General features: G+C 26.8%; 6 protein-coding genes and 1 pseudogene. 4 read left to right on the forward strand and 3 right to left on the reverse strand.

Going from position 1 to position 4,808, the window contains the following annotated elements:
• From Q0J90_RS02155 to Q0J90_RS02165, 3 genes are all read right to left on the reverse strand, one after another.
• Nucleotides 1–1,357 (reverse strand): MATE family efflux transporter (locus Q0J90_RS02155; protein ID WP_297276343.1); only part of this gene is annotated, 1,357 nt, incomplete at its 3' end.
• A gap of 46 nt (nt 1,358–1,403) precedes the next feature.
• Entirely contained in the window at nt 1,404–1,943 is a 540-nt protein-coding gene (locus Q0J90_RS02160; RefSeq protein ID WP_297276344.1) for a flavodoxin family protein, read from the reverse strand.
• Nucleotides 1,944–2,198: 255 nt separating this feature from the next.
• Nucleotides 2,199–2,771 (reverse strand): TetR/AcrR family transcriptional regulator, encoded by a 573-nt coding sequence (locus Q0J90_RS02165; protein ID WP_297276345.1) that lies wholly within the window; start codon nt 2,769–2,771, stop codon nt 2,199–2,201.
• Between the two features lie 215 nt (nt 2,772–2,986).
• Here Q0J90_RS02165 and Q0J90_RS02170 point away from each other — a divergent pair, with 215 nt between their 5' ends.
• From Q0J90_RS02170 to Q0J90_RS02185, 4 genes and pseudogenes are all read left to right on the forward strand, one after another.
• The gene (locus Q0J90_RS02170; RefSeq protein WP_297205428.1) at nt 2,987–3,607 is read left to right on the forward strand and encodes a flavodoxin; all 621 of its coding nucleotides are present in this window, start codon (nt 2,987–2,989) and stop codon (nt 3,605–3,607) included.
• Nucleotides 3,608–3,689: 82 nt separating this feature from the next.
• Nucleotides 3,690–4,208 carry a cupin domain-containing protein gene (locus Q0J90_RS02175; protein WP_297276346.1) on the forward strand — a complete coding sequence of 173 codons (519 nt, stop codon included), beginning with the start codon at nt 3,690–3,692 and terminating at the stop codon, nt 4,206–4,208.
• A gap of 18 nt (nt 4,209–4,226) precedes the next feature.
• Complete coding sequence (locus tag Q0J90_RS02180) at nt 4,227–4,655, forward strand: cyclophilin-like fold protein (protein WP_297276347.1); 429 nt, start codon at nt 4,227–4,229, stop codon at nt 4,653–4,655.
• Between the two features lie 27 nt (nt 4,656–4,682).
• Nucleotides 4,683–4,808 (forward strand): annotated as a pseudogene (locus Q0J90_RS02185) (aldo/keto reductase); the annotation flags it as partial.

Genomic DNA, 4,808 nt, shown 5'->3' on the forward strand with positions numbered 1-4,808 from the left:
ACTTTATCCATTTACCGCTTAAATATCTGAATGTAAATATTATAGCCTTAACTATCCAATCAACAAACATAGCAATCCAAGTACCAACCATACCCATTTTGAAATATAATGCAAATACATAAGCCAACACTATCCTGCATAGCACCATTGAAACTGAAGCTACTATCATAGGAAACTTAGCATCTCCTGAAGCTCTGAATACCACAGGCAGAGAATATCCCAAAGGCCATATAATCATCATAATAGCATGATACCATGATAATTTATAAGTATATCCTGTAGCCTCTGCTGATAAATGATATATATTAAGTATTATAGGCAAAATGGCAAGCATAACAGCACTAGTTATAGTTTGAGATACATAAATAATAGCTATGATTTTTTTAGTATAATATTTAGTTTGATTATAATCATTAGCACCTACACATTGAGATATAATAGTTGTAAGTCCCAAACCTATAGCCATACCAGGAAGAACTTCTAAACTAGCTATAAGAGTAGATACAGAATTTGCCGCTATTGATGCTGTTCCAAATGTAGAAATTAAACTAAGTATCAATAATCTTCCCAAATAAAACATTCCATTTTCTATACCATAAGGAATACCTACTGATAATATTCTTTTTATTGTATTTAAATCCATCTTATATATTATTTTATTTTTTATATATATAAGATTATTTTTATTAAGCCCCAAAATTATAATTATTAAAGCTGAACCTATTCTGCTTATTAGTGTAGATATTGCCGCTCCTGCTATACCCATTTTAAATACATAAATTAAAAGAGCATTACCAATAACATTTAATATATTCATAGATATCATAATCTTCATTGATATTTTTGAATTTCCTATGGTTCTGAACATTGAAGCTCCGCCATTATAAATAGCTAAAAATGGTATTGAAGCTGCAACTATCAGCATATAAGTATTTGCTTCACTTCTTACTTCATCTGTAATGCTTCCAAACAATGCTCCAAATATGGAATCTTTAAATAAATACATAATTAATGTTATAACTATAGAAAATAATAATAAAAATCTTATAAGCTGATTAATAGAGTCATCTGCCTTTTCTATATTTTTAGCACCTATATGCTGACCGCTTGCAACCGCACCTCCTGTGGCAACAGCTGCAAATATACTTATAAGAAATGCTATAACAAAGTCCACTAAAAATACTGCAGATACGGCAGACTCCCCTACACTAGCAACCATTATAGAATCTATAAGCCCAACCAAATATTCTAAAAATACCTCTATAATAAGCGGAATAAATAACTTCATAAGATATTTATTAGAAAACATATAATTAGTTTTTATTTTATTAACATCCGAATAACTTATATCGCTCACTTTCCAACCCTCAAAAATTAATTTAATTATTTTTTTAATCAAATAATCAAACATTCAATCCCATATTGTATGCTTCCTTCATAAACTCTTTATCATTAATTTCTCCCTTATTCCAAACATTATATGCTAATATATAGCCTTTCTCTCTTACATCCTCCAAACAATCTAAAAAGCCTCTGAATCCGTCAATAGTTCTAAGCATTTCATCTTTATTTTCTGTAGCAGCAGTAGCTATAAAATAAAAATCTTTGTTCTTAATCTCTAAATATTTAGTAACGCATCTATCTATAAATGTTTTCATTTGAGCATTCATTGTGTAGAAGTATACAGGTGTAGCCATTACTATTACATCAGCTTCAAGCATTTTATCTAAAATATCTTTCATATCATCTTTTTGTACGCAGGGTTTATTATCTTTATAGCAAGTTCCGCAGTCTTCGCAATAACCTATTTTCTTATCTTTTAAAAATATTTTTTCAGCATTATGTCCTGCTTCTTTAGCACCTTTTAAAAATTCATCGCATAATGTATCTGAATTACCGCCTCTTCTTGGACTAGAAGATATTATTAATACCTTTTTACTCATTTTTTATAACACCTCATTTATTAATTTTGAAAGTGTATTATAGCATTAGAGTATACTCCAATGTCAAATGATTTTATAGAGTTTTTTCTAAAAATGTTAAAAAATTATATAAAATCAATATTATAAAATACTAATAAAAAATAAAATTAATAAAGTATATATAAAGCATATTTTTAGAAAAAATTAAAACTTATAACAATTATCAATTTAAATTGAAGTTAACTCAAATCTAGCTATATATAAAATGATTAAGAATTATTTTTTCATCACACTGGACAACCCATAACATACTAAATTTACAGCTAAATCTGTTACTTCATCTAAAGACAATTTTTTACCATCTGCAACCCATTGTCTATATATAACTGTTGAATTTGCTCCATAATAAGCAAATATAATATTTTCATATGCATCATTATTAGAAAAAGCACCTTTATTAGTTTTTTTTCTATGTGTCATAATCTTTTTATTTATTTGATCACTTATATTTCTATAACTTCCGCTGCATAATATTTTCTCATAGACAGGCATATTATTACTTGCACTTTCAAAAAACAATCTAATCAAATATTTCATATCCTCCAATTTTGTATATGATACTTGCTTCTCAATAAAATTATTTGCTATACTGTTTTGCAGCTCCAAAAGCAGATCATCCAAACTTTTATAATGCAAATAAAAAGTTTTCCTATTAATTTTAGCTCTATTTGTAAGCTCTTTTATAGTAATTGCTTCATAATCCATTTCAGAAATCATATCTTTAAATGTGTTTTTTATGATTTCTTTTGTTTTAACAACTCTTAAATCTTCTTTTTTTTCTACATTCATAATAAAAAATCTCCTTTTTTCAGCATTTATACCACACAAAAATACAATATGTGTAATAAACAACTTTAACCTATTTTAAAACCATTGATTTAATCAGGTTAAAAACTATAATATATACAAAAAGAATAAGCAACATAAGAGTAATAAAATACATTAATATAATAATCTACTATAGTAGAAAAAACAAGTATAAAAAGTTAAAAAGGAGAAATAAAATGAAAAAAATTAAATATCTAATTTTTATAATAATAATATGTGCCTCATGCAATGCTCAGGAAAGTTATATTCAAAACAAAGGAAAAATATTAATAACTTACTTTTCAATTCCAGAAGGAGATGGAATAGATACTGTTACAGGGGCAAGCAGAATAAATGATAACAACAGAATAATAGGGAACACTGAATTTTTTGCAGAAACTATAAAAGAGTATACAAAAGGAGAGTTATTTAAAATAGAAACAGAAAATAAATATCCAAATACCCATCAGGAATTATTAGAAATTGTACAAAATGAAATCGCCAATAAAAAATTACCTAAACTATCCCAAAAAATAAATAATTTTAATGAGTATGATATTGTTTTTGTAGGCTATCCTATATGGTATTATGATCTTCCTATGGCTATGTATAGTTTTTTTGAGGAGTATGATTTTTCCAATAAAATAATTATACCTTTTTCAACACATGGAGGAAGCAGATTTTCAGGAACTATAGAAAAAATAAAACAATTAGAACCAAATGCCAAAATCATAGAAGACGGTCTAACAATATCAAGAAATGATATTCTTAATTCAAGAAAAATTATAGAAAATTGGTTAAAAAATTTAAAATTATAATAATTAACTATTGACATTGGAGTCAACTCCAATGATACAATCAAAATACAATTTGTTAATATAAACGAAAAAAGGAGAAAAAATGAGAAATATTTTATTAATTTTATTTGTTTTGATTGCATCAATATCATGCAATTCAAATAACACAAATAATACTACTAATACTTATGAATACACTGCAGCACCAACAAATACAATTTTAATAAAAAATGGAGAAAGACAAAAATCAAAAGGTTCATCAGATTATTTTACAGGTGACGTTGAAGTAGAATATATCACTTCCCCAAATGAAACTTCAAAATTTTCTGTAGCTTATGTTACATTTCAGGCAGGTGCAAGAAGTGCTTGGCATACCCACCCTAAAGGACAACATTTAATAGTTATTGAAGGTATAGGACTTACTCAGGAAGAAGGAAAGCCTATACAAGAGTTTAGAGCTGGTGATACTTTATATTGTCCTTCTAATATAAAGCATTGGCATGGTGCTTCTCCTAATTCACCTATGAAGCATATTGCCATAACAGGAGATTCAAATGGAAACAGTGTTACTTGGATGGAACATGTTACTGACGAAGAATATTACAGCTACACAAATCAATAATTAGGAGGATTATTATTTATGAAAAAAACTATTATAACTTTTATACTATTTATAGGATTATTCACTATGAATGCATTTGCTCAAAACACAAGAATAAAATTAACTTTTGGAAGCAATGAAATCTATGCTTTAATAACAAATTCAAAAGCAGGAAATGATTTTTTATCACTTCTTACTTTAAATATTAAAGCAGAAGATTTCAATAACACAGAAAAAATATTTTATTTAAGTAAAAAACTTAATACTCAAAATGAACCAGACGGAATAAATCCTAAAGCAGGAGATATTACTTACTATGCTCCTTGGGGCAACATTGCTATATTTTATAAAAATTTTAGGTATTCAAATAATTTAATTTATTTAGGAAAATTTGAAAATGCATCAGATATATCAAAACTTTCAAATATGAAAGGAGATTTTGATATACGCATTGAAAAAGCAAATTGATAATTTATTTAATGATTCGGAGATACTATGAATACTATAAAATTAAATAATAATGTTGAAATGCCTATTCTAGGATTTGGAGTATACAGAGTAGAAGATTATGAGGAATGCAAAAAAGCATGTCTTTATGCCATTGAAGCAGGATACAGACAT

It is taken from the genome of uncultured Brachyspira sp., assembly GCF_944390595.1.
GTDB lineage: Bacteria > Spirochaetota > Brachyspiria > Brachyspirales > Brachyspiraceae > Brachyspira.